24 protein-coding genes are annotated in these 25,339 nt (G+C 69.3%); 13 read left to right on the top strand and 11 right to left on the bottom strand.

Annotated elements, in window-relative coordinates:
- Positions 1–72 precede the first annotated feature (72 nt).
- Positions 73–714 (top strand): superoxide dismutase, encoded by a 642-nt coding sequence (locus ACIPEK_RS02085; protein WP_327275231.1) that lies wholly within the window; start codon positions 73–75, stop codon positions 712–714.
- Positions 715–837: 123 nt separating this feature from the next.
- On the opposite strand, the gene ACIPEK_RS02080 is transcribed toward ACIPEK_RS02085, so the two are convergent.
- The 3 genes from ACIPEK_RS02080 to ACIPEK_RS02070 all read right to left on the bottom strand — a co-directional run bounded on the left by ACIPEK_RS02080 (position 838) and on the right by ACIPEK_RS02070 (position 3,391).
- Complete coding sequence (locus ACIPEK_RS02080) at positions 838–1,698, bottom strand: alpha/beta fold hydrolase (RefSeq protein ID WP_401989799.1); 861 nt, start codon at positions 1,696–1,698, stop codon at positions 838–840.
- A gap of 167 nt (positions 1,699–1,865) precedes the next feature.
- Positions 1,866–2,525, bottom strand: coding sequence for a hypothetical protein (locus ACIPEK_RS02075; protein WP_401989679.1), 660 nt, complete (start codon positions 2,523–2,525; stop codon positions 1,866–1,868).
- Between the two features lie 197 nt (positions 2,526–2,722).
- Complete coding sequence (locus ACIPEK_RS02070; protein ID WP_401989678.1) at positions 2,723–3,391, bottom strand: O-methyltransferase; 669 nt, start codon at positions 3,389–3,391, stop codon at positions 2,723–2,725.
- A gap of 78 nt (positions 3,392–3,469) precedes the next feature.
- On the opposite strand from ACIPEK_RS02070, the gene ACIPEK_RS02065 reads away from it, so the two are divergent.
- Both ACIPEK_RS02065 and ACIPEK_RS02060 read left to right on the top strand, forming a co-directional pair.
- Positions 3,470–4,120, top strand: coding sequence for a CatB-related O-acetyltransferase (locus ACIPEK_RS02065; RefSeq protein ID WP_401989677.1), 651 nt, complete (start codon positions 3,470–3,472; stop codon positions 4,118–4,120).
- The gene (locus tag ACIPEK_RS02060) at positions 4,117–4,956 is read left to right on the top strand and encodes an MOSC domain-containing protein (protein ID WP_401989676.1); all 840 of its coding nucleotides are present in this window, start codon (positions 4,117–4,119) and stop codon (positions 4,954–4,956) included. The genes ACIPEK_RS02065 and ACIPEK_RS02060 overlap by 4 nt, the downstream gene beginning before the upstream one ends.
- On the opposite strand, the gene ACIPEK_RS02055 is transcribed toward ACIPEK_RS02060, so the two are convergent.
- Both ACIPEK_RS02055 and ACIPEK_RS02050 read right to left on the bottom strand, forming a co-directional pair.
- Entirely contained in the window at positions 4,946–5,152 is a 207-nt protein-coding gene (locus ACIPEK_RS02055) for a DUF397 domain-containing protein (RefSeq protein WP_401989675.1), read from the bottom strand. The two genes, ACIPEK_RS02060 and ACIPEK_RS02055, sit on opposite strands and share 11 nt — an antisense overlap.
- Positions 5,152–6,003: a helix-turn-helix domain-containing protein gene (locus tag ACIPEK_RS02050; protein ID WP_401989674.1), complete on the bottom strand. Its 852-nt coding sequence runs from the start codon at positions 6,001–6,003 to the stop codon at positions 5,152–5,154. The genes ACIPEK_RS02055 and ACIPEK_RS02050 overlap by 1 nt, the downstream gene beginning before the upstream one ends.
- Before the next feature lie 235 nt (positions 6,004–6,238).
- Here ACIPEK_RS02050 and ACIPEK_RS02045 point away from each other — a divergent pair, with 235 nt between their 5' ends.
- Together ACIPEK_RS02045 and ACIPEK_RS02040 are read left to right on the top strand one after the other, a co-directional pair.
- Positions 6,239–6,643: an ATP-binding protein gene (locus ACIPEK_RS02045; protein WP_401989673.1), complete on the top strand. Its 405-nt coding sequence runs from the start codon at positions 6,239–6,241 to the stop codon at positions 6,641–6,643.
- Complete coding sequence (locus ACIPEK_RS02040; RefSeq protein ID WP_401989672.1) at positions 6,640–6,984, top strand: hypothetical protein; 345 nt, start codon at positions 6,640–6,642, stop codon at positions 6,982–6,984. Before ACIPEK_RS02045 ends, ACIPEK_RS02040 begins: the two co-directional genes overlap by 4 nt.
- Here ACIPEK_RS02040 and ACIPEK_RS02035 read toward each other — a convergent pair.
- Both ACIPEK_RS02035 and ACIPEK_RS02030 read right to left on the bottom strand, forming a co-directional pair.
- On the bottom strand, positions 6,941–7,852 hold the full coding sequence (locus ACIPEK_RS02035) for a hypothetical protein (RefSeq protein WP_401989671.1): 912 nt from the start codon (positions 7,850–7,852) through the stop codon (positions 6,941–6,943). The two genes, ACIPEK_RS02040 and ACIPEK_RS02035, sit on opposite strands and share 44 nt — an antisense overlap.
- A gap of 152 nt (positions 7,853–8,004) precedes the next feature.
- A complete protein-coding gene (locus ACIPEK_RS02030; RefSeq protein ID WP_401989670.1) occupies positions 8,005–8,982 on the bottom strand; it encodes a winged helix-turn-helix domain-containing protein in 978 nt (325 codons plus the stop codon).
- A gap of 74 nt (positions 8,983–9,056) precedes the next feature.
- Between ACIPEK_RS02030 and ACIPEK_RS02025 the strand changes: the two genes are divergently transcribed.
- Complete coding sequence (locus ACIPEK_RS02025) at positions 9,057–10,292, top strand: MFS transporter (RefSeq protein ID WP_401989669.1); 1,236 nt, start codon at positions 9,057–9,059, stop codon at positions 10,290–10,292.
- A gap of 173 nt (positions 10,293–10,465) precedes the next feature.
- Positions 10,466–11,392: an NADP-dependent oxidoreductase gene (locus tag ACIPEK_RS02020; RefSeq protein ID WP_401989668.1), complete on the top strand. Its 927-nt coding sequence runs from the start codon at positions 10,466–10,468 to the stop codon at positions 11,390–11,392.
- A 58-nt stretch (positions 11,393–11,450) separates the two neighbouring features.
- Here the strand turns inward: ACIPEK_RS02020 and ACIPEK_RS02015 are convergent, their stop codons facing one another.
- Complete coding sequence (locus ACIPEK_RS02015; protein WP_401989667.1) at positions 11,451–11,909, bottom strand: GNAT family N-acetyltransferase; 459 nt, start codon at positions 11,907–11,909, stop codon at positions 11,451–11,453.
- Between the two features lie 81 nt (positions 11,910–11,990).
- Between ACIPEK_RS02015 and ACIPEK_RS02010 the strand changes: the two genes are divergently transcribed.
- Positions 11,991–12,524, top strand: coding sequence for a DUF4240 domain-containing protein (locus ACIPEK_RS02010; protein ID WP_401989666.1), 534 nt, complete (start codon positions 11,991–11,993; stop codon positions 12,522–12,524).
- A 56-nt stretch (positions 12,525–12,580) separates the two neighbouring features.
- On the opposite strand, the gene ACIPEK_RS02005 is transcribed toward ACIPEK_RS02010, so the two are convergent.
- Positions 12,581–13,231, bottom strand: coding sequence for a DsbA family protein (locus ACIPEK_RS02005; RefSeq protein WP_401989665.1), 651 nt, complete (start codon positions 13,229–13,231; stop codon positions 12,581–12,583).
- A gap of 131 nt (positions 13,232–13,362) precedes the next feature.
- Here ACIPEK_RS02005 and pepN (ACIPEK_RS02000) point away from each other — a divergent pair, with 131 nt between their 5' ends.
- The 4 genes from pepN (ACIPEK_RS02000) to ACIPEK_RS01985 all read left to right on the top strand — a co-directional run bounded on the left by pepN (ACIPEK_RS02000) (position 13,363) and on the right by ACIPEK_RS01985 (position 21,972).
- A complete protein-coding gene (gene pepN, locus ACIPEK_RS02000) occupies positions 13,363–15,978 on the top strand; it encodes an aminopeptidase N (RefSeq protein ID WP_401989664.1) in 2,616 nt (871 codons plus the stop codon).
- A gap of 199 nt (positions 15,979–16,177) precedes the next feature.
- The gene (locus ACIPEK_RS01995; RefSeq protein ID WP_401989663.1) at positions 16,178–17,248 is read left to right on the top strand and encodes a hypothetical protein; all 1,071 of its coding nucleotides are present in this window, start codon (positions 16,178–16,180) and stop codon (positions 17,246–17,248) included.
- Positions 17,249–17,427: 179 nt separating this feature from the next.
- Positions 17,428–20,733, top strand: coding sequence for a S8 family serine peptidase (locus ACIPEK_RS01990; RefSeq protein ID WP_401989662.1), 3,306 nt, complete (start codon positions 17,428–17,430; stop codon positions 20,731–20,733).
- Between the two features lie 210 nt (positions 20,734–20,943).
- A complete protein-coding gene (locus ACIPEK_RS01985) occupies positions 20,944–21,972 on the top strand; it encodes an aspartate-semialdehyde dehydrogenase (RefSeq protein WP_401989661.1) in 1,029 nt (342 codons plus the stop codon).
- Positions 21,973–22,030: 58 nt separating this feature from the next.
- On the opposite strand, the gene ACIPEK_RS01980 is transcribed toward ACIPEK_RS01985, so the two are convergent.
- Together ACIPEK_RS01980 and ACIPEK_RS01975 are read right to left on the bottom strand one after the other, a co-directional pair.
- Positions 22,031–22,378 (bottom strand): type II toxin-antitoxin system PemK/MazF family toxin, encoded by a 348-nt coding sequence (locus ACIPEK_RS01980; RefSeq protein ID WP_401989660.1) that lies wholly within the window; start codon positions 22,376–22,378, stop codon positions 22,031–22,033.
- Positions 22,371–22,595 carry a ribbon-helix-helix domain-containing protein gene (locus ACIPEK_RS01975; RefSeq protein ID WP_266361474.1) on the bottom strand — a complete coding sequence of 75 codons (225 nt, stop codon included), beginning with the start codon at positions 22,593–22,595 and terminating at the stop codon, positions 22,371–22,373. The genes ACIPEK_RS01980 and ACIPEK_RS01975 overlap by 8 nt, the downstream gene beginning before the upstream one ends.
- A 99-nt stretch (positions 22,596–22,694) precedes the next feature.
- On the opposite strand from ACIPEK_RS01975, the gene pepN (ACIPEK_RS01970) reads away from it, so the two are divergent.
- Positions 22,695–25,277 carry an aminopeptidase N gene (gene pepN / locus ACIPEK_RS01970; protein WP_401989659.1) on the top strand — a complete coding sequence of 861 codons (2,583 nt, stop codon included), beginning with the start codon at positions 22,695–22,697 and terminating at the stop codon, positions 25,275–25,277.
- Positions 25,278–25,339: the final 62 nt, after the last annotated feature.

Raw genomic sequence — 25,339 nt, 5'->3', positions numbered from 1 at the left:
GTTCCTGCTGTTAGCCTGCTCTTGCACATAGGTTGCAATAACAACAGGACAGCAGCTGGAGGGTTCGACCACATGGCCACGTACACGCTTCCGGAACTCCCCTACGACTACGCGGCGCTCGAACCGGTCATCAATCCGCAGATCATCGAGCTCCACCACGACAAGCACCACGCCGCCTATGTGAAGGGTGCGAACGACACCCTGGAGCAGCTGGAGGAGGCACGCGGCAAGGAGGCCTGGGGAGCGATCAACGGGCTCCAGAAGAACCTCGCGTTCCATCTCTCCGGCCACATCCTGCACTCGATCTACTGGCACAACATGACCGGCGACGGTGGCGGCGAGCCCCTCGCGGCCGACGGTGTCGGTGACCTCGCGGACGCGATCACCGAGTCGTTCGGCTCGTTCGCCGGTTTCAAGTCACAGCTGACGAAGGCCGCGGCCACCACTCAGGGTTCCGGCTGGGGCGTCCTCGCGTACGAGCCGGTCAGCGGCAGGCTGATCGTCGAGCAGGTCTACGACCACCAGGGCAATGTCGGCCAAGGCTCCGTCCCGGTCCTGGTCTTCGACGCCTGGGAGCACGCCTTCTACCTCCAGTACAAGAACCAGAAGGTCGACTTCATCGAGGCGATGTGGGCCGTCGTCAACTGGCAGGACGTGGCGAAGCGTTACGCGGCCGCCAAGGAGCGCGCCGACGTGCTGCTTCTCGCCCCCTGACCGGGAGGCACGCTTGAACGTCCTGCCTCGTGATCGTCTTCTCAACCTTCACCGGGCAGGCGGATGAAGGGGGGACCCTCGCCTGGACGTGACAGGCGGGGGTCCTTCTGTGCGTCCGACGCCTCAACGGCCTGCGGCGCGCCCCAGCAGCGTGCTCAGCACCTGCTCGGCATGCGTCCAGAGCACCGCCCCGCCCGCATCCGGCACCAGGTGCCGGACCGCGTCCGGGATGCGCAAGGCCAGTTCGGCTCCCTGGTCGGGCGAGTGGCCGGTGTCCTTCTCCCCGTACCAGAGGTCGACGGGGACGGCGATGCCCGACAGCCCGATCCCCCAGTGCCCCATGGCCAGGACGGTGTCCCGGGCGTACCCGGTCGCTCCCTGCGCGAAGGCTTCATCGAGGGCACGCCGGTAGGCGGCGGCGAACGCGGGCTGCCGGTACACGGCGAGGTCGCACTCCGGGCTGCCGGACATGACCATGTCCCACATCCCCTGCGGGGTGAACCCGGCGAAGACCTGCTCGGCGGCGGCCGGGTCGGACACGGCCAGGTCCACGAGGCGCCGCAGTTCGCCCGGAAGCGCGTCGGCGAAGCACGGCGCCGCGACCTCGTCCGCGCCGGAGACCACCGCGAGCGCGTCGACCGCTCCGGCGGCGGCGCACGCCAGCGCGAAGGGCGCACCCTGCGAGTTGCCGACCATCAGGGGCCGGCCCAGGTCGCGATGGCCGGCGAACGCGCGGATGTCGTCGACGAAGTCGTCGAACGTGCGGCCCGGCAGGGGCGAGGAGGCTCCCAGGCCGGGGCGGTCGACGGAGATCAGCCGCACACCGAGCCCGTCCAGCGCATCGGCACCGAACCCGAGATGCCTGCTGGTGGCCGCACCGGGCGACAGCAGCACCGGCACCCCGTCCAGCGGCCCCCACTCGGCCCAGCCCAGCAGCCGCCCTCCCGGCAGCTGGTCCGTACCGAGGCGAACCGGGTCGACCATGTGCAAACTCACGCACCCGATCATGACTGGCCCCACCACACCCGTCGAACGCTTTTCCCGCCCGACGCCGAACGCTGTCCGGCTCGGGGCAAGCAGGCAGGGGCTCGCCCCGAAGCAGCGAAAAGCCCTTTTCGGCTTTGTTCCGGAGCGCTACTGTCGGCCGGCAGTCAGCCAGAAATCGCGTCCAGCCCCTGCACCTCTTCGGCGCTCACGATGTCCGCACGGTCGGGCTGCTTCACCCGCACCGGCTCGTCGTAATCGTCGAGTTCGAGCAGCACCGGGGCGTCACCGAAACTGAAGTCGATACCCCGGGGCACGGACCCTCCCTTCTCCGGTACGTGCACCGACACTTCATCGCCGCCGGAGCCGTGCGTGAGCTGGACGAGCCGCTCGCCGGCCCTGGTGCCCGGATTGCCCACTTCCTTGGCGCTGCTCACCTTTCCCGGAACCCCCGCGAACGCCTGGTCCAGCGCGCACAGGATCACACTCGGGAACTGCAACATCTCACGGGCCGGGTACTCGACGTACTTTCCACGGGCCCTCTTGACCGCTTTCTCGACGGTGGCGACCTTGTCAGGCACGAAGGATTTCGCGAAGGAGCGAATGCTCTCCAGACCTGCGTCGTCGTAGGCCACCCAGCCACGGTCACCGATGATGACAACCTTGGTGGTGATGACCCTGGTGGTGGTACCCGGCTCCGTGTACGTGCCGACGCAGTTCCCCTGCCGATCGGCGTGCAGGTCGACCTTCCTCGTCATGTCCCCCCGGAACTCGCCCTTCAGTCCGAGGGACCGGTAGCCCTTCAGCAACGCGAGCGATTCACTCATTCGCCGATCCGCGCTCATGGAGGCCGCAGCCGACGGCTTGCCGTCCCCGGCCCGGCTGCCGCCGTCGCCACATCCGGCCATCGCGCCCATCATCGCGGCAACGGACAGAACCGCCGCCACCCTTCTCCCGATCCCCACCCCTGACACTCCCCACCCCTTGGCCGCCCGCTTGATCGCGCAAGCATCCCATGAGGATGTCAGCCGGTGACCAGCGCCATCATCAGCCCGTCGTAGCCCTTGCTCCCGACGGTCTGCAGCGCGGTCGCGGTCAACGTCGGCTCGGCCGCGACGAGTTCGGTGAACTGGCGTACGCCCTGCACCTTCGGGTCGTCGCTGCTGCCGTCGACCACCTCGCCGTCGCGTACGACGTTGTCGGCGATGATCAGACTGCCGGGCCGGGTCAGCTTCAGTGACCAGGCCAGGTAGTCGGGGTTGCTCGGCTTGTCCGCGTCGATGAACACGACGTCGAACGGCCCGTGCCCCTCCGCCGCGAGCTCCGGCAGCGTGTCCAGGGCGCGGCCGACCCGGATCTCGACGACATCCGCGAGCCCCGCCCGCTCGATGTTGGCCCGCGCGACCTCCGCGTACGCCGGATCGGCCTCCAGCGTGACGACCCTGCCGCCCTCGGGCAGCGCGCGGGCCAGCCAGATGGTGCTGTAGCCGCCCAGGGTGCCGATCTCCAGCACGGTGCGCGCCCCCTGGAGCCGGGCCAGCAGGTTCAGCAGCTTGCCCTGGTTGGCGGCGACCTGGATCGCCGGGAGCCCGGCCTTGTCGCTGGCCTCGACGGCCGCGTCCAGGGCTTCGTCCGGGCCCACCAGCAGGCCGTTGAAGTAGTCGTCGACCTCGGTCCACTGCGCCAGCGTCACGGCAGGTTCCTCTCTCGGTATCGCGCGAGTTCCTAAAAGGAACTTACATCATGCGAGGTGAATGCGATGATGGGCGCCATGAGTTCCGTTCCCGCCGACCCCACCGTTCTGCATCCGATGCCCGGCCAGCCCCGGGTCGTCCAGCTGAAGCCCCTGGTGAAGTCCGAACTGATCGAGGTCGGCGACTACTCGTACTACGACGACCCCGACGACGCGACCGCGTTCGAGACCCGCAATGTGCTGTATCACTACGGCCCGGAGAAGCTCGTCATCGGAAAGTTCTGCGCGCTGGGGACCGGAGTGCGGTTCATCATGAACGGCGCCAACCACCGGATGGACGGCCCGTCCACGTTCCCGTTCCCCACCATGGGCGGCTCCTGGGCCGAGCACTTCGACCTGCTGACCGGGCTGCCGGGCCGGGGTGACACGGTCGTCGGCAACGACGTCTGGTTCGGCTATAACTCCATGGTGATGCCGGGGGTACGGATCGGGCACGGCGCGATCATCGGCGCCGGCGCGGTCGTAGTCGGTGACGTACCCGACTACGGCATCGTCGGCGGCAATCCGGCCAGGCTGATCCGTACCCGGTACGACGACGAGACCACTGCCCGGCTCCTTGCCGTCGCCTGGTGGGACTGGCCCACCGAGCACCTCACCCGACACATCCGCACCATCATGTCCGGCAGCGTCGAGGACCTCGAAGCGGCTGCCCCGGAGGGGACATCGTGACGATCACTGTTCGAGAGCTCGCCTACTACCCGGTCAAGGGCTGTGCCGGGATCACGGTCGATTCCGCGCGGGTCGGCGCGACCGGCCTTGTCCACGACCGGACGTTCATGGTCGTGGACGCTGCGGACGGCGCATTCCGCAGCCAGCGTACGCATCCTTCGATGGCCGCGATCAGGGTCGAAGTCCTGTGCGACGGGGCTGCGTTGGCCCTGTCCGCCGACGGGGTGGAGCCGCTGCGTCTGGACGTCGACCGGGACGGCCCGCGCCGCGAGGTCAGCATGTTCGACCGCCCGCTCGGCGCGGCGGCCGACCAGGGGGACGCGGCGGCGGAATGGTTCTCCGATGCGCTCGGCGTGAAGTCGCGCCTGGTACGGGTGGCGCCCGGCTTCGACCGGGACGGCTGGGGCGAGACCCCCGGCAAGGTCAACTTCGCGGACGCGCACGCGGTGCTGGTCGCCTCGACGGCCTCCCTGGACGGCCTCAACACCCGCATCGCCGCCCGGGGCGACGCCGAGCCGGTGCCGATGAACCGCTTCCGCGCCAACATCGTGTTGACCGGCAACGACGAGCCGCACTTCGAGGACCGGGTACGCCGGATGTCTCTCGGCACGACGGAACTCGCCTACTCGGTACGGGCCATGCGGTGCAACGTCCCACTCGTCGACCAGCAGACCGGCCGTCGCGCGGGCCCGGAACCGGTCCGGACCCTCGCGACGTACCGGCGCGAGCCGGAGTACAAGAACAAGGTGAGTTTCGGTGCGAAGAACGCGGTGGTCCGCGAGGGCGTGGTGACCGTCGGGGACGTGGCCGAGGTCGCGGAGTGGCTCAGCGCGTGAAGGCCCCGCCCTTCACCCCGTCGACGAACGCGGCCCACCCCTCGGGGGCGTAGAACTGAAGCCCGCCATCGCGGTCCTTGCTGTCCCGGACAGCCCGGCCGCCGTCGGCGGTGTGGGCGACCTCGACGCAGTCCTGCTGCCCTCCCTGAGAGGCGCTGGACTTCTTGAACTCGGTGACGATCTGCTGGTTCCTCATTACTGCTCTTTCTCGCTCTCAGGGATGCTTGCGATGTGCTCACGCAGGAAGGTGAGCGATTGTGCGGGCGTCAGCGCCGCCGATCTGAGGGCTTCGAAGATCTGCGCATGCGTGGCCATCTCTTCAAGGTCCTCGATGATGACGGTGCTCGTCGTGCTGTCGAAAGCGACCGCTTCCGGGGCGGGTTCAGGACCGAAGTTGAACATGACGAAGTGCGATGCCATATGCGCGGCCTCCCACTCCGTGGCCGGGAGCATCTGAACGCTGACATTCTGCCGTTGCGCCACGTTCAGGATGTGCAGGAGCTGGTCGCGATGCGCTTTCGCGGAAGGCATCGGGGCCGTGAGCGCGGGCTCCCAAATGACTGCCGCGAACCGGGCACCATGCTCCTCGATCACCTTCCTGCGCGTCTGACGAATGGCCACCATTTCGTCAACCGCCTCGGGCGTATGAACCTTCAGGCCGGCACCGAGCAGAACCCTGAGGTAGTCGTCTGTCTGCAGAAGTCCCGGCAGGAACAACGGTTGCCAGGTACGGATGTACGTCGCGTCGGATTCGAGCGTGATGAAGTCCGCATACTCCGGCTTGGCCGCCCACTCATAGTTGAGCCACCATCCACGCTTGTTGGAAGCCCGCGCCAGTTGCTCCAACTGCTGGTACACGGCGCTGTCTTCCACCCCGTACAGCTCCAGGAGCAGTCGGACATCACCGGGGCGCGCCGAGACCTGGCCGGCCTCGATCCGACTGATCTTGGCCTTCGATCCCACGATGTGGTCGGCAGCATGGTGCTGGTCGAGCTTCGCCGCCTCGCGATACCTCCTGAGCGCCGCACCGAGCCGCCTGCTGCGCACAGTAGGGCGTCCACCTGCAGGCATGTCCCCTCCTCTTACTCCGTGTGACCAGTCTGCACGTCAACGGACGCTACACGCCAGGCGCTTGAGACCTTGAGCAATATGCAAATTCTCGATGTAGTTCGATTGCATAAAACAGAAGTCTCGCTCTAGCGTGGAGTGCGTCACAGCAAGTGTCCTATCGGACGCACTGAGTGACCGCCAATCCTGCCTGCCCACCGACCTTGGGGGACCCATGTCCGGGCGCACGCACATCAAGAGATTCCGGGCCCGCAGGGACTCCGTCCCCGCCGCCCGGCGCCACGTCGGATACGTCCTGACCGAATGGAGACTCGGCGGGCTCATCGACGAAACCGCCCTCCTCGCCAGCGAGTTGAGCACCAATGCCGTCAACCACGCCAAAGGGACCGGCGACTACTTCGAGCTCGGCTTACGCCGTCGCAGCGGCACGCTCGTCCTGGAGGTGTCCGACTCGTACCAGTGGCGCATGCCCGAACTCCGCACCCCCGCGCTCGACGACCTCTCCGGCCGGGGCCTGGTCATCGTGGACGCGATCGCGGCGAAGTGGGGCGTACGGCCGCGCGACCCCGGCAAGACCGTCTGGGTGCATCTGGCCATCGGTCAAGCGGAGTTGACATGAGACAGCTCCTCAAGACCGCTTGGCGCTGCGAGGTCACCGTCGACGGGCTACTCGTACGGACCGAGCACGCCGCCACCCCCACGCAGGCGCTCATCTGGATGCGGGTCTCCGTACGGACCCTGCTCTCCGGGTTCGACGCGGAGGACCGCGAGCGCACCTTCCGCTGGCTCGACCACGGCCAGTGGGAGGCCGTCATACGGCTCAGGGCCGGCGAGCCGTACGCCTACACGGCACGGGCGGGTGCCAGCGTGATCAACTGGTCCGCGCGCCCCGTGCGGGCCTTGCCCGTAGCCACGGTCACCGCGATTCCGTGTCGAGGGAATCCGCGATGTGGGACATGACGGACCAGATGATCGCCTTGCGGCAACCGCTCAGGCCCTTGGTCTCGATGTACAGGGTGTTGTCCCCGCCGACCCGGTAGCTCCCCCGGCGACCGTCCGCCTTGAGCTTGATGCCCTCCATGCGGCGCCGCAGGTGGGGAATGGTGATGGCGACCTGTTCCTCGTCCACGGTCAGCCGGGTGACCTCGTCCCACGGGATCTCGTCGGCGGCGCCCTTGACGTGCAGGTAGGTATCGCCGAGCTCGAAGGGGTCGTACCGGACCTTGCCGCCCTCGGTGGCCAGTTCGCGCATGTCGTGCCGCACACGCGCCTCGACGACGCGGTCGATGATTTCGCCGAACATCGGTGTCAGGTTCCCCGGGGAGCGCAGGAACGTGCGCAGGAGGCCCGCGCCGACGTCGGTCAGGAAATAGTTGCCGGACAGTTCACGGGCACCCTGGCCGGTCGCCGTCCACAGGCGCGCGACGATCTTGTCCGAGATCGGCCGGGAGGATCCGCCGAAGTACGTGACCTCGTGAGAGAGGACGACGTCGTGGAAATCCTCCCAGCGGTGCGCCCACCGCACCTTGCGCCGGCCCCGGTAGACGATCCCGCCCTCGTACAGATCCACCCAGGAGACGAAGGAACGGATCAGCCTCCACAGCCCCCAGACCGACAGCATCAGGCAGACGGTGTCGAATATGAGGTGCCCGATGCCGTGCGTGGAGAGGGATTCGTCCAGGAACAGATAGAACGCGGCCGCCGGGACGACGGTCATGGCGAGCTTGCCCATCGTCGGGCGTTCCCGGTAGCGGGCGAGGACCGGACCCAGTTCGGCCGGATCCACCGTCCGCCGCTGTTCGCCGCTCCTCTTGCCCTGATCTGCCATGACCCCTCCCCATGACCTGATTCAACATCACATCACCTTGGATACAAGCAAGTTCAGCGCACAGCGCTCCGGCTGTCGCCCGCCGTGTCCCGGCTCCCATGCTCCTCCCGCAGCCTAAGCCCGCCCCCGGCGGCCAAAACGCCCGCACCCCCTCAGCCGTGGCGCTGCGCCTCCACCAGCACGTCACCCACGTCCGTACGGAAGTACAGCACCGACCGACCGGCCCTGCGGCGGTCCGCCAGGCCCGCGTCCAGAAGGACCTTGAGGTGGCGGCCCACCGACCCCAACCCCTGGCCGGTCAGGGCCACCAACTGGGTGGTGCTCTTCGGGCTGGAGAGGAGAACGAGGACGGCCGCCCGAGCGGGGCCGAGCAGGCGGCCCAGGCTGTCGGGCACCTGCGCCCGTCCCGCATCGGCCAGGGTGCCCGAGCAGGGGTAGACGACCGCGTACCGCTCGGCGTCGTCGTCCCAGGAGACCCAGCCCATGCGTTGGGTGACCGGGACGAACAGCAGCCGCGCACCCGCCAGTTGCTTCGGCGGATAGTCGTGCGCGTTGATCTGGAGCCGGCTCCCGCCGAGCCACCGCATCCCCGGGCGCAGGCCGCTCAGGGCGGCGGCCCAGCCGCCGTGGCTCAGCTGTCCGGTCCGCGCGACGATGTCCGCCTCGATGATCCGGCGGCGGCGCGGCCAGTCCGGCAGCACGGTCCGTCGCCAGACCCACTCCAGCACCTCAGCGGCGCGTTGCGCCAGGTCGTCGCGGTCCAGGAGGGCCGGGAGGGGGCCGCCTCCGAGGGACACCTCCAGGTCGGCTCGGGCGCGCTCGGGCGTGGTCGCCCGGACGGGGGCCAGCTCCTCCTCGAAGGACGGTGTGCCCTCGCCCGTCGGTGTGGGGGTGATGAAGTCCGCGTTCCAGCTGCCGCCGAGGGCCGCGGGTACGAGACGGGCGGCGACCGGGTCGGCGGCCTGGTGTGCGCGGTAGACCGGCAGATGGGCGTCGAGCCAGGCCCGTTCGCCGGGGTGCTCGGGCCGGCCCCTCTCCAGGGAGTTCAGGGCGGAGATGGTCTCGGCGAGCGGTGAGACGACGAACCGGCTCCCGGCCAGCGTGTCCGTGTTGATCTGCCACAGGCTCACGGCGTCATGCCTCCACGTTTCGCCTCCACGCGAAAGAGTAACGGTCGCCGCGGACGGCCACTGAGACTCCCCGCATGCGCACCTACCGGGAACTCTTCCGAACACCGCAGTTCGGACCGCTCTTCGCAACCAGTGCCGTGCAGGTCGCCGGGTCGACGATGAGCGGGCTGGCACTCGGCACCCTCGTCTACGCCGCGACCGAATCGCCGCTGCTCGCCGCCCTGTCCATGTTCGGCTCCTCCCTCGCCCAGGTGATCGGCGCGACCGTGCTGATGTCGGCGGCGGACCGGCTGCCGCCACGGGCCGCGATGACCGGCATGGCGCTCGCCTTCGGGCTGGCCACCGCCGTACTCGCCGTCCCCGGGCTTCCGCTGCCGGTGGTCTTCGCGATCATCCTGCTGGAGGGTGTGGTCGCCGCGGTGGGCGGCGGCGTGCGGTACGGCCTGCTCAATGAGGTCCTGCCCAAGGACGGCTACCTGCTGGGGCGTTCCGTACTGAACATGTGCGTCGGCCTGATGCAGATCGGCGGGTTCGCGCTCGGCGGGCTGCTGGTGACGGCGCTGTCCGCGCGCGGCACGCTGCTCGTCGCCGCCGCTCTGTATCTGATGGGTGCGGCCGTGGCCCGGTTCGGGCTGGCCCGCCGTCCGCCGCGCGCCGCCGGGCGGCCGTCGGTCGCGCAGACGTGGCGGACCAATGCCGTTCTGTGGTCCTCGGGCCCGCGCCGCCGGGTCTATCTCGCGCTCTGGGTGCCGAACGGGCTGATCGTCGGCTGCGAGTCGCTGTTCGTCCCGTACTCCCCGAAGCACGCGGGGCTCCTCTTCGCGTTCGGCGCGTTGGGGATGCTCGTCGGGGACACGGTGGTGGGCCGGTTCGTCGCACAGCGTTGGCGGGGGCGGCTGGCCATGCCGATGCAGCTGCTCCTGGCCGCCCCGTATCTGCTCTTCGCCGCGCGACCGGCGCTGCCCGTGGCGTTCGCTCTGGCCGCGCTCGCCTCGGTCGGTTTCTCGGCGAGTCTGCTGCTCCAGGAGCGGCTGATGGCCCTGACCCCGGAGGAGATGACCGGTCAGGCACTCGGACTGCACTCCTCCGGCATGCTCACCATGCAGGGCGTCGCGGCCGCGCTCGCCGGTGCCATCGCCCAGCGGACCTCACCGGGGACGGCCATGACCGTGATGGCGGTGGCCTCCCTCGCGGTCACCCTGGCCCTGGCCGCGGCCGGACGCCGGGCTGCGCGAGCGGCGGACAACCTGGAGCCCCATGGGACTTCGGAAGCGGTGGACGTCGCGGGTTCTGCTGGTCGACGAGCGTGACCGGCTCCTGCTGCTGTGCGGCAGGGACCCGAGACGGGACAGCGCCCGGTGGTGGTCGTCCGGGTGAACTCGGGTGCCCCGTCGGGCCATCGCTCGGTAGTTTTGGGTGCGTCCTGGCGGAGCATCCGCGCTCCTGACCGGTCTCGGTAAAACCCGAATGGGCAAAGGAAAACATGTTAAAGACGTATCGCGCTGTGCAGTTCACGAAGTACGGCGGACCCGAGGTATTGCACGTTGTGGACCGCGAGGTGCCGCGCCCAGGTCCTGGGGAGGTGCTGGTCGAGGTCCGGGCTGCCGGGGTGAATCCGCTGGACTGGCAGCTGCGCAGCGGGGCCGTCGCGACGATGATGCCGGTGGAGTTCCCCGCAGTGCCCGGCGGCGACATCGCCGGTGTCGTTGTGGACGTCGGCGAAGACGTGACCGACTTCGCGGCGGGTGACGAGGTCTTCGGTTCGATCGGCTTCGGCGGCTACGCCGAGTTCGTGCCGGCCCCCGCGGCGCAGCTTGCGCGAAGGCCCGGAAACGTGCCCTGGGAGATCACGGCCGGGCTGCCGGTGGCGGTCAACACGGCCTATCAGGCGCTCGACGACCTCGGTGTGAAGGCCGGGGAGACGCTGGTCGTGGACGGAGCCGCCGGCGGTGTCGGGTCCGTGGCCGTGCAGATCGCCAGGCATCTCGGCGCGACCGTGATCGGTACGGCGAGCGAGCGCAACCATGCGTACCTGCGTTCGCTCGGCGCCGAGCCCGTGACCTACGGCGAGGGGCTCGCCGAGCGGATCCGCACCATCGCGCCGAACGGCGCGGACGCGGCATTCGACGCCGCAGGAAAGGGCTCGTTGCCGGCACTCGTCGACGTGACCGGCGGGCCGGAACGCGTGGTCACCATCGCCGACCACCGGGCGGAGGAACACGGCGTGCGCTTTGTGTTCGCCGGCGCCGGTGCGATCCGTGAGCGTCTTGAGCAGGCAGCCGCGCTGGTCGTGAACGGCGAACTCACCCTGTCGGTGGCACGGACGTACTCGCTGTCCCAGGCAGCCGACGCTCACCGGGAGAGCGAAGGCGGCCACGTACGCGGCAAGCTGATCATCGTGCCGGACTGACGCGGGTACGTCTGCCCCGGGAACACCTGATGGCCCTGCCCCGGCCCCCGGCAGGAGGTCAGCCTGACATGAGGCCGACTTCCAGCAGCGGCAGTTCGCGCCCGGGGATCGAGCCCGACGGGGTCGCGCCGATCCGTACCGCGCCCATCGCAAGGTAGAAGGGCTCCGCGTTCGGGTCGGCGTCGATGGTGAGGCGTGCGAAGCCGAGGCGGCGGGCCTCCGTCGTGGTGTGCTCGAAGAGGAGCCGGCCGATACCCCGGCCCAGGGCGTCCGGGGCGACGAACATCATGCCGAGGGCGCCCTCGGGCGGGGTGCCGTCCAGGGTGGTGAAGCCCAGGACGCGTCCGCCCTCCTCGGCGACCGTGGTGCGGCGGCGGTCGATGTCGGCCGGGTGCATGGTGAGTTCTTCACGACAGGCGGCGAGGAACGCCTCGTCGTAACCCCAGTGGCCCTTCGATTCCAGGGCCAGCTCGGTCAGCATCCCGGCCTCGGACCGCCGTGCCGGTCGTACGTTCATGTCCGCCCGAATCCCTTCCCTCAGCACCCTCGGCAGCTCGCGCACCCGAGACTGTCAGACCCCTCCGGCATGCTGCACCGTATGGACACCACGGATTTCTGGAATCTGATCGACGACGCCCGCGCGCAGGTCACCGACCCGGCGGATGCGGAGGCCGTCGTCGAGCGGGCCGCCGCGCTGCTCGCCGCCCGGCCCCGGGACGAGATCGTCGCCGCGCAGCAGCTGCTCTGGGACCTGATGGCCGCTTCCTACCGGGCTCCGCTCTGGGCGGCGGCGTACACGATCAATGGGGGCTGTTCCGACGACGGCTTCGACTACTTCCGGGGCTGGCTGATAGCGCAGGGGCGCGAGGTGTTCGAGCGGGTCGTCGCCGATCCGGACACGCTGGCCGAGCTGCCGGTGATCAGGGCCGCGGCGCCCGAGGGCCTGGAGATGGAGTGCGAGCGGACGCTCGGGATCGCCTGGGACGCGCATCGGGCTGCGACGGGTGAGGACATGCCCGACGACTCGTTCACGATCGACTATCCCGGCCTGGACCCGGAGTGGGACTTCGACTTCGACGACGCGGAGCGGGTCGCACTGCGGCTGCCGAAGCTGGACGCGCTGTACACGTGAGGTGGAGCGGTGCGGGGCCCGGACGGCGGCCGGACCCCGCACCGCACCGTGCGCGATCAGTCGAAAATGGGACCCTGGGTCCGGGTCCGCTTGATCTCGTAGAAGCCGGGGATCGATGCCACCAGCAGCGTGCCGTCCCACAGCTTCGCCGCCTCCTCGCCCTTCGGGGCGGGGGTGACGACCGGGCCGAAGAAGGCGATCTGCTCGCCGTCCGAGCCCGGGACGGCGATGACCGGGGTGCCGACGTCCTGGCCGACCTTGTCGATGCCCTCCTTGTGGGAGGCGCGCAGTTCGGCGTCGTACACGTCCGAGTCCGCGAAGTCCGCCAGCTCGGCCGGCAGGCCGACGTCCCCGAGCGCGCCCACGATCGCCTCGCGGGTGGGACCCTCGCCCTGGTTGTGGAAGCGGGTGCCGAGCGCGGTGTAGAGCGGGCCGACGATCTCGTCGCCGTGCTTCTGCTGGGCGGCGACGACGACGCGTACCGGGCCCCAGGCCTTGTTCTCCAGGAGGTCGCGGTACTCGTCGGGCAGCTCGTCGAGCTTGTCCTCGTTGAGAACGGCGAGGCTCATCACATGCCAGCGGACCTCGACGTCACGGACCTTCTCCACCTCCAGCATCCAGCGGGAGGTCATCCAGGCCCAGGGGCAGAGCGGGTCGAACCAGAAATCGGCAGGGGTCCTGCCGGTCGCCGTGCTGTTCTCAGACATGTCTCTCCTCGTAAGGGCATTCGCACCTGTGCGCGAGAACGCCTCAGGACGCACCGGCCATTCCCGCATGCCGGGCCGAGTAGCGACATGGGAGGATCAAACTATTCGAACGTGACACAAAGGAGTGTGCCGTGCCCGGTGAGAACCTGTCCCGCGACGAGGCCCGTGTGCGGGCCGAGCTGCTGACCGTCGACGGTTACGAGGTCGCTCTCGATCTGCGTTCCGCCGTCGGTGGGCCCGAAGGGGACGGCGACGGGGCCTCCTCCGGTCCGCGGACCTTCCGCTCGGTGACCACGATCCGGTTCCGCACCTCACGGGCGGGGGCGTCGACCTTCGCGGATCTGGTGGCGCCGAGCGTGAACACGGTGACGCTGAACGGGCAGCCGCTCGACCCCGCCGTCGTCTTCGACGGGACGCGGGTGGCGCTGGAGGAGCTGCCGGAGGGCGACAACGTCCTGGTGGTCGACGCGCAGTGCGCGTACAGCCGGACCGGCGAGGGGATGCACCGGTTCGTCGACCCGGAGGACGGCGAGGTCTACCTCTACACGCAGTACGAGCCGGCCGACGCGCGGCGGGTCTTCGCGAACTTCGAGCAGCCCGACCTGAAGGCCCCCTTCCGCTTCGAGGTGACGGCGCCCGAGGGCTGGACGGTCTGGAGCAACGGCGCCGAGGAGTCGCGGGACGGCGAGGTGCGGCGGTTCGCCGGGACGAAGCCGATCTCGACGTACATCACGGCGATCGTGGCCGGTCCGTACCACTACGTCACCGACTCCTACACCCGCACGTTCGACGACGGCACGGAGCTGGAGATCCCGCTCGGCGCGCTGTGCCGCAAGGGTCTCGCCCGGCACTTCGACGCGGACGACGTCTTCCTCGTCACCAAGCAGGGCCTGGACTTCTTCCACGACAACTTCGACTACCCGTACCCGTTCGGGAAGTACGACCAGGCGTTCGTGCCCGAGTACAACCTCGGCGCGATGGAGAACCCGGGCTGTGTCACGTTCCGCGAGGAGTACATCTTCCGCGGCAAGGTGACGCAGGCGTCGTACGAGAGCCGGGCCAACGTCATCCTGCACGAGATGGCGCACATGTGGTTCGGCGACCTCGTCACCATGCAGTGGTGGGACGACCTGTGGCTGAAGGAGTCGTTCGCCGACTTCATGGGCGTCTTCGCCATGGTCGAGTCGACCCGCTTCAAGGACGGTTGGATCACCTTCGCCAACAATCGCAAGTCCTGGGCGTACCGCGCCGACCAGCTGCCGTCCACGCACCCGATCACGGCCGACATCCGTGACCTGGAGGACGCCAAGCTCAACTTCGACGGCATCACCTACGCCAAGGGCGCCTCCGTGCTGAAGCAGCTGGTGGCGTACGTGGGACGGGACGCGTTCCTGGAGGGCGCGCGGCGCTACTTCAAGAAGCACGCCTACGGCAATACGCAGCTGGGCGATCTGCTCTCCGTCCTGGCCGAGACGTCCGGGCGGGACATGACCGTCTGGTCCCGGTCGTGGCTGCAGACCGCGGGCGTCAACTCGCTGACCCCGGTGGCGACGTACGACTCGGCGGACCGGATCACGGAGCTGGCGGTTCTCCAGGAGGCGGCCGCTTCCCACCCGGAGCTGCGGCCGCACCGGGTCGCGGTCGGCCTGTACCGGCGGGCCGCCGACGGCGACCTGGTGCGGTACGCGCGCGCCGAGGTGGATGTGGCGGGGCCGCGCACGGTGGTCGGGGAGCTGGCCGGTGCCGAGCGGCCCGAGCTGATCCTGGTCAACGACGACGACCTCACTTACTGCAAGGTCCGCTTCGACGAGGTGTCCCTGGCCACTCTGCGGGCACACCTCGGTGACATGACCGACCCGTTGGCGCGGGCGCTGTGCTGGTCCGCGCTGTGGAACCTGACCCGGGACGGGCTGATGCCGGCCCGCGACTTCGTCTCCCTCGTGCTGTCCTTCTCCGGCCGGGAGTCCGACATCGGTGTGCTGCAGATGCTGCACACCTGGACCCGGACCGCGCTCACGCACTACGCGGCGCCGGGGTGGCGCGAGGAGGGCGGCCGGGCGCTGGCCGAGGGTGCGCTGCGGGAGCTGCGGATCGCCGAGCCGGGCAGCGAGCACCAGCTGGCCTGGGCGCGGTTCTTCGCGTCGGTCGCCGACTCGGACACGGACTTCCAGCTGCTGTCCGGGCTGCTCGACGGTTCGGCCCGGATCGACGGGCTGGACGTCGACCAGGAGCTGCGATGGGCGTTGCTGTCCCCGCTGGCCGCGCACGGGGTGGCCGACGAGTCGGTGATCGACGCCGAGCTGGCCCGCGACGACACGGCGTCCGGTAAGCGGCACCAGGTGCGGTGCCTGGCCTCGCGGCCGTCGGCGGCGGTCAAGGCGCAGGCGTGGGCGGGCGTCGTGGAGTCGGACGCGCTGTCCAACGCGTTGGTGGAGGCGACGATCACGGGGTTCGAGCAGTCGTCGCAGCGGGAGTTGCTGGCGCCGTACGCGGAGAAGTACTTCGAGGCGATCGAGCGGGTGTGGGCCGAGCGGTCGATCCAGATCGGCGTGATCGTGGTCAAGGGTCTGTTCCCGGCGCTCCAGGACGATCCGTCGACGCTCGCGGCGACGGACGCGTGGCTGACCGCGCACGAGGACGCGGCGCCGGCGCTGCGGAGGCTGGTGCTGGAGGCCCGGGACGATCTGGCTCGGGCGTTGCGGGCGCAGGAGTGTGACGCGGCGGCGGCAGCGGGGGCCGGAATCTGACGGATGCGCCGGGGCCGTACGCCCCGGCTCCGTCCTCGGACACCGGACGGGCCGGACGTGTCCTGGCGGGAGGAAACTCCCGCCAGGACAGTCCTTTTCGGTCGTCGAACGTGCGTACTTCAGGACGGCGTTGTCCTGAATTGTCGACGGGCGTGTAACAGGGGTTAGTGCCGCGACCGCGTGCGGGATATCCCGGAACATGACCCAGAACACCCCACTCTCTCCCTGCCGACTCCGTACCACCGGCGATGTCCGCCAACGTGTGCTGTCCGCAGCGCAGTTGAGAGCAAACGGCGTGTCCGCCGCGGAGGTCGCCGCGCGGTGCAGGACCGGTGGGCCGTGGCAGCAGCCGCTGCCCGGCGTGTATGTCCTGCACCCGGGACCGCCCACCGGCGAGGAACGGCTGCGTTCCGCCCTGCTGTACGCGGGCCGGCCACCGGCCTCCGGCCGCCGGGGCGTACCCGCGCAGCCCGGGGCGGACACGGAGTCCGGGTACGGCGCGGCCATGGTCACCGGGCTTGCCGCGCTCGCCCTGCACGGCTTCGTGGCCGCGCCGCCGCCCGCGTCGTCGGGCCGGATCGATGTACTGGTGCCGCGCATCCGGCGACTGCGCTCGGTCCGGTACGTACATCTGGTACGGACCTCCGAGCCACCCCGCCCCGAGCAGGTGAACGGCTTGCCCGTGGCCCCGGTGGAGCGGGCACTTGCCGACGCGGTCGCCGGGCTCGGGGACACCTCGGCCGTACGCCGCCTGCTCACCGAGGCGGTCCGCGGCGGGCACTGCGAGCCGGCCGCCGTCGTGGGCGAGTTGAGCCGGGCCGGGCTGCTGGGCCGCCCCCATGTGGTGGCCGCCGTCGACTCGTTGCTCGCCGAGGGCCGGGCACTGGCGGAGGGCCGGCTGTACGACATGGTGCGGACGTACGGCCTGCCGGAGCCGCTCTGGAATGTGGACCTGCGGCTGCCCGGCGGCCCGCATCTGGGCGGGGTGGACGCCTACTGGCTCGAGGAGGCGGTCGCCGTGGTGCTCGACACCAGGGCGCCACGGCACAGCAGGCTCGACGACACCCGGCGCCAGGAGGATCACGCTGCGCAGTGGTCCGCGTACGCCGCCAAGCGGGAACATCTGGAGCGGCTCGGCGTCACCGTCGTCCACCTCTCGCCGAAGAAGCTCCGCGACGCGCGGGAGCAGCAGGCGGTCGTGGTGCGTACGGCGCTGATGGCGGCGGCCGACCGTGAACCGGCCGCGTATGTGATGATCCTGCCTCGTTGAGGGCGGGCCACGGAGGCCACTTATTCACCGTTTCATCCCTGATGGCACATCAGCACCACTGGCGGAAGCCCGCCATGTCCACATCTCACCCCCTACAACTCTCCACAAACCCCTGTCATTTACGAAAGGGTGAGCGGTCATCCGGTACCGAATTCCGGACTCTCTCTTTCACTTCAGGGATGCTGATGACCACCGAGTCCCCCAGTTCCATACCCGGGGCGAGACGCGCGGCCCGAGTCGCGGCTGCCGCCGGTCTGGTGGCCGCGCTGGCCGCCACCGGCGCCGCCCCGGTCTTCGCCGCCGACGACCCCGCCCCCGCCCCCGTCAAGTCCGCCGCGAAGGACACTACGGCCGACAAGCTCGGCACGGCCGACGCCGACCTTCTGGCCAAGGCCAAGGCCAAGGGCGAGAAGAACATCACGATGATGGTCGCCACCGCCCCCGGTGCGACCGAGCAGGTCACCAAGCAGCTGGACGCCGTCAAGGGGTCCGTGCTGGGACGTGCGTACGACAAGCTCGGCTACGTACGGGCCACCGTGCCCACCGCGTCCGCCGAGGCGACCATCAAGGCAGCCTCCAAGCTGTCGTCCGTCCACGGCATCGATCTCAAGCAGGAGATCAAGCTGGACGACCCGACTCCCACGGCCGACCGGGCCGCCGGGGCGACGACGAAGTCCACGGGCACCTACCCGGCGCCCGGCAAGAAGACGCCGGCGAAGAACCCGTACAACCCGTCCTTCGAGACGGGCGCGGTCGACTTCGTCAAGCAGCACCCGAAGGCCGACGGCCGGGGCGTGACCATCGGCATCCTGGACTCGGGTGTGGACCTCGGTCACCCGGCGCTCCAGAAGACCACCACCGGCGAGCGCAAGATCGTCGACTGGGTGACGGCCACCGACCCGGTCAGCGACGGCGACGGCACCTGGCTGCGGATGACGGCCTCGGTGACCGGCCCGACCTTCACCATCGGCGGCCGCACCTACTCGGCGCCGGCCGGCTCGTACAAGATCCAGCTCTTCTCCGAGGCCGCCACCAAGGGCGGCGACATGGCCGGAGACCTGAACCGCGACGGTGACACCACCGACGTCTGGGCCGTGCTCTACGACCCGGTCACCGGCACCACCCGCGTCGACCTGAACAACGACGCCGATTTCACGAACGACGCCGTCATGAAGCCGTACAAGGACGGCCACCAGGTCGGCTACTTCGGCACGGACAACCCGGCGACCGATGTCGTCGAGCGCATCCCGTTCGTCGTCGAGACCCGCAAGAACGTCGTGTACAACGCAGCCGGCGACAAGGCCGACTACGTCAACATCGGTGTCATCGAGTCCGAGCACGGCACCCACGTCGCGGGCATCACCTCCGCGAACGGCCTGTTCGGCGGCGAGATGAACGGTGCCGCGCCCGGCGCGAAGATCGTCTCCTCGCGTGCCTGCACCTGGTCCGGCGGCTGCACCAACATCGCGCTCACCGAGGGCATGATCGACCTCGTCGTGAACCGCGGTGTCGATGTCGTCAACATGTCGATCGGTGGCCTGCCGCCGCTCAACGACGGCAACAACGCCCGCGCGGAGCTCTACAAGCGGCTCATCGACATCTACGGCGTCCAGCTGGTCATCTCGGCCGGCAACGACGGCCCGGGTGTGAACACCATCGGCGACCCCGGCCTCGCCGACCACGTCATCTCCGTCGGTGCGTCCATCTCCAAGGAGACGTGGGCCGCCAACTACGGCTCGAACGTCACCAAGAAGTACGACATGCTGCCCTTCTCCTCGCGCGGTCCGCGTGAGGACGGCGGCTTCGCGCCGATCCTGACGGCCCCGGGTGCGTCCATCAACACCACCCAGACCTGGCTGCCCGGCGGCCCGGTCAAGGAGGCGGGCTACAGCCTGCCGGCGGGCTACTCCATGCTGCAGGGCACCTCGATGGCCTCGCCGCAGGCCGCCGGTGCGACCGCGCTGCTGCTGTCGGCCGCGAAGCAGAAGCACATCGAGCTGCCGCCGGCCGATCTGCGTACGGCACTGACCAGCACCGCCACCCACATCAAGGGTGTGCCGGCGCACGCCCAGGGCTCCGGTCTGATCGACATCGTCGGTGCCTGGAAGCAGATCGAGAAGCAGGGCGCCCCGGCGCACGAGTACTCGGTGAAGGCCCCGGTCGACACCGCGATCGACTTCGCGCTCAAGACCCCCGGCTTCGGCACCGGTCTGTACGACCGCGAGGGCGGCCTGAAGGCCGGCCAGAAGAAGTCGTACGACGTCACGATCACCCGCACCACGGGTCCGGACAAGGCCGTCAAGCACCAGCTGTCGTGGAAGAACAACGACGGCACCTTCAAGCTGGCCGGTCCGAGCACGGTCTCCCTGCCGCTCGGCAAGCCGGTGACCGTCAAGGTCGAGGCGAAGCCGGGCAGCGCGGGCGTGCACAGCGCGATCCTGCGGGTGGACGACAGCAGGACCGTCGGCGTGGACCAGCAGATCCTGACCACGGTGGTCGTCTCCACACCGCTCGTGAAGCCCGCCTACGCGTTCAAGGCGTCCGGCTCGGTGCAGCGCAACAGCACCACGTCGTACTTCCTGACCGTTCCGGAGGGCGCCAAGACCCTTGAGGTCTCCCTCGGCGCGCTGCGTTCGGGCAGCCAGACCCGCTTCATCTCGATCCACCCGTACGGCGTGCAGATGGAGAACAGCTCCACGATCTTCTGCTACCCGAACTACGAGAGCCCGACCAACACCTGCCGCCCCGACGTGCGCTCCTACAAGGACCCGCAGCCGGGCGTCTGGGAGATCGAGGTCGAGGCACGGCGCACGTCGCCGCTGCTGGACAACCCGTACAAGCTGGACGTCTCGCTGCTCGGCGCGACCTTCGACCCGGCGGTGCAGACCATCGCCGAGGCGAAGATCGGCACGCCCGCCCCGGTGAGCTGGAAGGCCACCAACAACGCGGGCGACCTGGAGGGCACCCTCAAGGGCGGCTCGCTGGGCTCGGCCAAGGTCGCCAAGCCGTCGATCAGGACGGGTGACGAGCAGGAGTACACGGTCACCATCGGCGAGGGCGTCGAGAAGCTGGACGTCGCCATCGGCGGTACGTCGGACGCCAACGCCGACCTCGACCTGTACGTCAAGAAGGGCAACACCGAGGTCGGCAAGTCCACCACGGCCGGGTCCGAGGAGTCGGTCAGCCTGGTGAAGCCGGCCGCCGGTACGTACACCATCGTGATCGACGGCTACTCCGTCCCGGCCGGGACGACCACGTACGACTACCGCGACGTGTACTACGCACCGTCGCTCGGCACGATCAAGGTCGACGAGTCGAAGGCCGTGAACCTGGCCAACGGCGCCTCCGCCCAGATCGGTGCCGAGGTCTCGGTCGCCGGGGCGGCCCCCGAGGGCCGGCAGTTCTTCGGCGAGGTCCACCTGGTGAACAGCCGCGGGACCGCGGCGGGCACCGGCAGCGTCGTGATCGAGAAGGTCACGCCGTAGCGGAGCCCGTGATCGCCGCGGTGACCGCGGTCACCGTGTGATCCGTACGACAGTGGGGCGGGTGCTCAGTGGAGCGCCCGCCCCACTGCTCTGCCCGCCCGGCCGGGCGGGAGGTGTCCGCAGCGCGGACAATGGATTGGACAAGGAAGCCGTTCACATACGCATCATGGAGCGGCAACCGTGCCAGTTCGTACGTTTGAAGGAGTCCCTGTGAAGGTCGGAATCGTCGGCGCCACCGGTCAGGTCGGCACAGTCATGCGCAGGATCCTGGCCGAGCGGAAGTTCCCGGCCGACGAACTGCGGCTGTTCGCCTCCGCGCGCTCCGCGGGCTCCACCATCGAGTGGGAGGGCCGGGAGATCACCGTCGAGGACGCCTCGACGGCCGATTACTCCGGGCTGGACATCGTGCTGTTCTCGGCCGGTGGCGCGACGTCGAAGGCGCTCGCCGAGAAGGTCGCCTCGCAGGGCGCCGTCGTGATCGACAACTCCTCCGCCTGGCGCAAGGACCCCGAGGTCCCGCTGGTTGTCTCCGAGGTCAACGCGCACGCGATCGCGAACCGGCCCAAGGGCATCATCGCCAACCCGAACTGCACCACGATGGCCGCCATGCCCGTGCTGCGCCCGCTGCACGACGAGGCCGGCCTCCAGACGCTGACGATCGCCACCTACCAGGCGGTGTCCGGCTCCGGCCTGGCCGGTGTCGCCGAGCTGCACGGCCAGGCGTCCAAGGTCGTCGCCGAAGCCGACAGGCTCACCCACGACGGCGGGGCCGTCGACTTCCCCGAGCCGGGCGTCTACAAGCGTCCGATCGCCTTCAACGTGCTGCCGCTGGCCGGCTCGATCGTCGACGACGGCTCCTTCGAGACGGACGAGGAGCAGAAGCTCCGCAACGAGTCCCGCAAGATCCTGGAGATCCCGGAGCTGAAGGTGTCCGGCACGTGCGTCCGGGTGCCGGTCTTCTCCGGCCACTCGCTCCAGGTCAACGCACGTTTCGCCCGTCCGGTCAGCGTCGAGCGCGCATACGAGCTGCTGAAGGACGCCCCGGGAGTCGAGATCTCCGAGATCCCCACCCCGCTGCAGGCGGCCGGCAAGGACGCCTCGTTCGTCGGCCGGATCCGGGTCGACGAGACCGTGGAGAACGGCCTCGCGCTCTTCGTCTCCAACGACAACCTGCGCAAGGGCGCGGCGCTGAACGCGGTACAGATCGCGGAGCTGGTGGCGGCGGAGCTGAACGGCTGACGCCCGACGCATACGGAAGGGCGGCCACCGGTGCTCGGTGGCCGCCCTTCCGTATGCGTCAGAGGGCGAGATGCCGTCGCAGGGCGGCGTCGATCTCGGCCATGCGCCGGCGGGGGATGGTGCCGACTCGCTTCAGGACACGGTCGGGGGACACCGCCCGTACCTGCTCGCACTGGGCCTTCGAGTCCTTCAGCAGACGGCTCTCGTCAGCCGTGACCAGGACCTGGAACGTGAGAACACGCGCGGTGTTCGACGTCAGTGGCACTACGGTGATCACGCCTCTCCCGCTGAACTCGGCGGACCGGTTGGCCGCATTGTTGGACACGATCACGGCCGGCCTGACCTTGTTGGCCTCGCTGCCCCTGGCCGGCTCCAGATCGACCAGATGGATGTCACCTCTACGCATCGGCGATGCCGTCCCCGACCGTGCGGTCCCAGAGCGCAGCGTCCTCGCTCGCGTCCCACTCCTCGAACGCCTCCGTGTACTCCGCCTCCAGACCGGCGGCACGCAGCAGCTCGATGGCGGCATGGATCACCGCGGACCGGGAATCCGCATCGGTCTTCATGGCGTACTCGTCGACGAAGGCGACATCCTCCTGCGGCAGGCTCACACTGATCTTCATACCATCGATGCTACCGCAGTGGCACACCTATAGCCACTCCATTCGGGCATGCGACGTGGAAGGATGACCGGAAACGTCACATACCAAGGAGATGACCGCGTGCCTGGCACCAATCTGACCCGCGAAGAGGCACAGGAGCGGGCGCGCCTGCTGACCGTGGACGCGTACGAGATCGATCTCGACCTCTCCGGAGCGCAGGAGGGCGGCACCTACCGGTCCGTGACCACCGTGCGCTTCGACTCCGCCGAAGCCGGTGCGGAGACCTTCATCGACCTGGTCGCCCCGGCCGTGCACGAGGTCGAGCTGAACGGCACGTCGCTGGATGTCGCGGCCGTGTTCCGCGACTCGCGCATCAGGCTCCCGCACCTGGTCGCGGGCTCCAACGAGCTGAAGGTCGTCGCCGACTGCTCGTACACCAACACGGGTGAGGGCCTGCACCGCTTCGTCGACCCGGTCGACCAGCAGGCGTACCTCTACACCCAGTTCGAGGTGCCCGACGCACGCCGCGTCTTCGCGAGCTTCGAACAGCCCGACCTCAAGGCGACGTTCCGGTTCACGGTGAAGGCGCCGCAGGGCTGGACGGTCGTCTCGAACTCGCCGACGCCCGAGCCGCAGGACGACGTCTGGTCCTTCGAGCCGACGCCGCGCATCTCGACGTACATCACGGCCCTGATCGTCGGCCCGTACCACTCGGTGCACAGCAGCTACGAGAGGGACGGCCAGTCCGTACCGCTCGGCATCTACTGCCGTCCCTCGCTGGCCGAGTTCCTCGACGCGGACGCGATCTTCGACGTGACGCGGCAGGGCTTCGACTGGTTCCAGGAGAAGTTCGACTACGACTACCCGTTCGCCAAGTACGACCAGCTGTTCGTCCCGGAGTTCAACGCCGGTGCGATGGAGAACGCGGGCGCGGTCACCATCCGCGACCAGTACGTGTTCCGTTCGAAGGTGACGGACGCGGCGTACGAGACGCGGGCCGAGACGATCCTGCACGAGCTGGCCCACATGTGGTTCGGCGACCTCGTCACCATGGAGTGGTGGAACGACCTGTGGCTGAACGAGTCGTTCGCCACGTACACGTCGATCGCCTGCCAGGCGTACGCGGAAGGTTCGAAGTGGCCGCACTCCTGGACCACGTTCGCCAACTCCATGAAGACCTGGGCGTACCGCCAGGACCAGCTGCCGTCCACGCACCCGATCATGGCCGACATCCGTGACCTGGACGATGTGCTGGTCAACTTCGACGGGATCACGTACGCCAAGGGCGCCTCGGTCCTGAAGCAGCTGGTGGCGTACGTCGGCATGGACGAGTTCTTCAAGGGCGTCCAGTCGTACTTCAAGGCGCACGCGTTCGGCAACACCCGGCTGTCCGACCTGCTGGGCGCACTGGAGGAGACCTCCGGCCGCGACCTGAAGACCTGGTCGAAGGCATGGCTGGAGACGGCGGGCATCAACATCCTGCGCCCTGAGGTCGCCACGGACGAGAACGGCCACGTCACGTCCTTCACGGTCCTCCAGGAGGCCCCGGCCCTCCCCGCCGGCGCGAAGGGCGAGCCGACGCTGCGGCCCCACCGCATCGCCATCGGCTGCTATGCCATCGACACCGCCGACTCCGGCAAGCTGGTCCGTACGAACCGGATCGAGCTGGACGTCGATGGCGCGCGCACGACCGTGCCGTTCCCGGCCAACACCGCCCGCCCCGCCGTGATCCTGCTGAACGACGACGACCTCTCGTACGCGAAGGTCCGTCTCGACGAGGAGTCGCTGCGCGTGGTCACCGAACACCTCGGCGACTTCACCGAGTCCCTCCCCCGCGCCCTGTGCTGGGCCTCCGCCTGGGACATGACCCGCGACGGCGAGCTGGCGACCCGGGACTACCTCTCCCTGGTGCTCTCCAGCATCGGCAAGGAGTCGGACATCGGTGTCGTCCAGTCGCTGCACCGTCAGGTGAAGCTGGCGCTGGACCTGTACGCGGCGCCGGAGTGGCGCGAGGCCGGGCTGACGCAGTGGACCGAGGCCACGCTGGCGCACCTGCGCGCGGCGGAGCCGGGCAGCGACCACCAGCTGGCCTGGGCCCGCGCCTTCGCGGCGACGGCCCGCACCCCGCAGCAGACGGATCTGCTGCAGTCGCTGCTCGACGGCAAGGAGACGGTCGAGGGCCTGGCCGTCGACACGGAGCTGCGCTGGGCGTTCGTCGAGCGGCTCGCCGCCACCGGCCTGCTCGAAGAGGACGAGATCGCCGCCGAGTACGAGCGCGACAAGACGGCGGCGGGTGAGCGCCACGCGGCGACCGCCCGCGCGGCCCGCCCCACCGAGGGGGCGAAGGCGGAGGCGTGGGCCTCGGTCGTCGAGTCCGACAAGCTGCCGAACTCCCTCCAGGAGGCGGTCATCGCCGGCTTCGTCCAGACCGACCAGCGCGAGCTGCTGGCCCCGTACACGGAGAAGTTCTTCGCAGCGGTCAAGGGCGTCTGGGAGTCGCGCAGCCACGAGATGGCGCAGCAGATCGCCGTCGGCCTCTACCCGGCCGTCCAGGTCTCGCAGGCCACGCTGGACACCACGGACGCCTGGCTGTCCTCGGCGGAGCCGAACGCGGCCCTGCGCCGTCTGATGTCCGAGTCGCGTTCGGGTGTGGAGCGCGCGCTGAAGGCCCAGGCCGCGGACGCGGCGGCGGCCACGGCGTAACGGCTGAAGCAGTGAGGGGCGCCTTCCGCGATTGCGGGGGCGCCCCTTTCCTTCCTCCCCAC

It is taken from the genome of Streptomyces sp. NPDC088246 (assembly GCF_044741025.1).
GTDB lineage: Bacteria > Actinomycetota > Actinomycetes > Streptomycetales > Streptomycetaceae > Streptomyces.
This window is presented reverse-complemented; position numbering and strand designations above follow the sequence as displayed.

What these genes read in the sequence shown, in the direction of transcription:
- ACIPEK_RS02010 (WP_401989666.1), top strand. Translation starts at nt 11,991, where the DNA reads ATGGACACCACGGATTTCTGGAATCTGATCGACGACGCCCGCGCGCAG.
- ACIPEK_RS02015 (WP_401989667.1), bottom strand. Translation starts at nt 11,909, where the DNA reads ATGAACGTACGACCGGCACGGCGGTCCGAGGCCGGGATGCTGACCGAG.
- ACIPEK_RS02055 (WP_401989675.1), bottom strand. Translation starts at nt 5,152, where the DNA reads ATGAGGAACCAGCAGATCGTCACCGAGTTCAAGAAGTCCAGCGCCTCT.
- ACIPEK_RS02005 (WP_401989665.1), bottom strand. Translation starts at nt 13,231, where the DNA reads ATGTCTGAGAACAGCACGGCGACCGGCAGGACCCCTGCCGATTTCTGG.
- ACIPEK_RS02080 (WP_401989799.1), bottom strand. Translation starts at nt 1,698, where the DNA reads ATGGTCGACCCGGTTCGCCTCGGTACGGACCAGCTGCCGGGAGGGCGG.
- ACIPEK_RS02020 (WP_401989668.1), top strand. Translation starts at nt 10,466, where the DNA reads ATGTTAAAGACGTATCGCGCTGTGCAGTTCACGAAGTACGGCGGACCC.
- ACIPEK_RS01975 (WP_266361474.1), bottom strand. Translation starts at nt 22,595, where the DNA reads ATGAAGATCAGTGTGAGCCTGCCGCAGGAGGATGTCGCCTTCGTCGAC.
- ACIPEK_RS02040 (WP_401989672.1), top strand. Translation starts at nt 6,640, where the DNA reads ATGAGACAGCTCCTCAAGACCGCTTGGCGCTGCGAGGTCACCGTCGAC.
- ACIPEK_RS02085 (WP_327275231.1), top strand. Translation starts at nt 73, where the DNA reads ATGGCCACGTACACGCTTCCGGAACTCCCCTACGACTACGCGGCGCTC.
- ACIPEK_RS02035 (WP_401989671.1), bottom strand. Translation starts at nt 7,852, where the DNA reads ATGGCAGATCAGGGCAAGAGGAGCGGCGAACAGCGGCGGACGGTGGAT.
- ACIPEK_RS01990 (WP_401989662.1), top strand. Translation starts at nt 17,428, where the DNA reads ATGCTGATGACCACCGAGTCCCCCAGTTCCATACCCGGGGCGAGACGC.
- ACIPEK_RS01980 (WP_401989660.1), bottom strand. Translation starts at nt 22,378, where the DNA reads ATGCGTAGAGGTGACATCCATCTGGTCGATCTGGAGCCGGCCAGGGGC.
- ACIPEK_RS02025 (WP_401989669.1), top strand. Translation starts at nt 9,057, where the DNA reads ATGCGCACCTACCGGGAACTCTTCCGAACACCGCAGTTCGGACCGCTC.
- ACIPEK_RS02045 (WP_401989673.1), top strand. Translation starts at nt 6,239, where the DNA reads ATGTCCGGGCGCACGCACATCAAGAGATTCCGGGCCCGCAGGGACTCC.
- ACIPEK_RS02065 (WP_401989677.1), top strand. Translation starts at nt 3,470, where the DNA reads ATGAGTTCCGTTCCCGCCGACCCCACCGTTCTGCATCCGATGCCCGGC.
- ACIPEK_RS01995 (WP_401989663.1), top strand. Translation starts at nt 16,178, where the DNA reads ATGACCCAGAACACCCCACTCTCTCCCTGCCGACTCCGTACCACCGGC.
- ACIPEK_RS02075 (WP_401989679.1), bottom strand. Translation starts at nt 2,525, where the DNA reads ATGAGTGAATCGCTCGCGTTGCTGAAGGGCTACCGGTCCCTCGGACTG.